This is a genomic window from Streptomyces niveiscabiei (genome assembly GCF_001419795.1).
GTDB classification, from domain to species: domain Bacteria; phylum Actinomycetota; class Actinomycetes; order Streptomycetales; family Streptomycetaceae; genus Streptomyces; species Streptomyces niveiscabiei.
Window position 1 is genome coordinate 1 of the sequence record NZ_LIRL01001176.1, and the last position, 1672, is coordinate 1672.

The following is a 1672-nucleotide window of genomic DNA, read 5'->3' on the forward strand; positions in this document are numbered from 1 at the left end:
CCTCCACACCGACCGCCCCGGCGACCACCCCGGCCCCTGAGCCGAAGCCGACCCCCTCCACTTCCCCGGTGGCCGCCGAGAAGGAGGACAAGGGCGGTATGTCCGGGCCGACTTGGTCGATCATCGGCATCGGGATCGCCGGCGTCCTGGCGGTCACGTACTTCGCCGTACGCCGCAGGAACCAGGCGTCCGAATAACGCCCCGGGGTCGGCCGACACACCGCCGACCGACCCCCTCACACGTCAACTCATTTGACGGCAACGGCAGTTGAGGCTGTACAGTACAAGTACAGACCTTCCGACAACGTTATCCGCCGACGGCGTTGTCACCCGCGCTCCCCCAGCTCCGTGTCGTCGTCCGGACGCCGGGGGACCACCCCGGACGGCCCCCTCCCCCCCCTGGGGCCGTCCGGCTCGCGGACCCGGTGGCACACGGCTCGATGCCACCGGGTCCGCTCAGAGCGGCCCAGCCGTCGGACGGTCGGTCAGCCTCAGCCGACCCGACAGGGCAAGGACGCCGTACTGTCCCCATTGGCCCCGGTGACGACGTACCCGAAGGTCGCGCTCTGCCCTGGACTGAGCGAGCCGTTCCAGCCGGCGTTGTGGACCATCACGTCCTGGCCGGTGTAGGTGGCCGCGCCGTTCCAGAGGCTGTCGACCTTCTGCCCTGCGGCGAGCGTCCAGTTGACCATCCAGCCGAGCATCGGGACGTCGCCGGAGTTGGTGACGGTCACCTCGGACTGGTAGCCGTTCGCCCAACTGCCCGTCGTACGGCGGGTGGCGGTGCAGGCGCCGGGGACGGGCTCGTTCGGGTTGCCCGGCTCGTGGATACCGGTCACCTCGCCGTTGCCGCCGTCGAAGACGACGTCGGAGCAGGAGTAGAAGGTCTCCGCGCTGTCCGAGCGCTGCCAGACCACGTAGATGATGTGGCGGCCGGACTTGTTCGCCGGAAGCTGCCCGGTCCACGAGTAGTTGGCCTCGACCGTGCCCGGCGAGCCGTGCAGCGGCGGGTGGTCGACGCTCAGGAACGGCGTCGCCTCCATGTCGTCCCACGTGAGGGTCTTCGTGGGGTCGAAGCCGTCCTTCGTGACGTACACGTAGAACCAACCCGGGTGCGCGGCCCAGGCGTTGTACGAGAAGTCCATCGTCGCGCCGGACGTCAGGTGGGTGAGCGGCCAGTCGTTGCGGGGCGCGTTGAAGCCGGTGAAGTTCGTGTTGCCGCCGCTGCACAGCTGGCCGTCCGGCACGAAGCCGCGGGTTCTGCCGGCGCCGTCCGAGCGCAGCACCGAGAACCAGTTGTAGAACGGCGTTGTCCCGCTGACCTGTTGGGCGTTCTTGCAGGCCGGGTTGACGGGCTTGATCTCACCCGTGTTCGTCAGTCCGTCCTGCCAGCACAGGAACGTCCGGCTGCCGGGCTTCATCGGGGTGCCGTGCGCTTCCGCCTTGCCGCCGGTCGAGACGATCAGACCGAGGGCGGGGACGACGGCGAGGAGCGAGAAGAGGACGAGGAGGAGGGGGCGGGTGCGGAGGTACCTCGATAAATTTGTCGTGATCATGCCATGTTTCGAGGTGGGGGACATGATGGGGAGCCGTCCTTTCTGTACGGCTGTGCGGGTATGGGGTGGGGGCGGCCCTGGTGGGTTCCGGTCCACGGGTGGGAGCGCTCCCACCCC

General features: G+C 68.8%; 1 protein-coding gene and 1 pseudogene. One reads left to right on the forward strand and one right to left on the reverse strand.

What is annotated here, in order from left to right; genetic code table 11:
* Positions 1–197 (forward strand): annotated as a pseudogene (locus AOK24_RS41665) (DUF1775 domain-containing protein); the annotation flags it as partial.
* A 293-nt stretch (positions 198–490) separates the two neighbouring features.
* On the opposite strand, the gene AOK24_RS41670 reads toward AOK24_RS41665, so the two are convergent.
* On the reverse strand, positions 491–1579 hold the full coding sequence (locus AOK24_RS41670) for a lytic polysaccharide monooxygenase (RefSeq protein ID WP_409120874.1): 1089 nt from the start codon (positions 1577–1579) through the stop codon (positions 491–493).
* Positions 1580–1672: the final 93 nt, after the last annotated feature.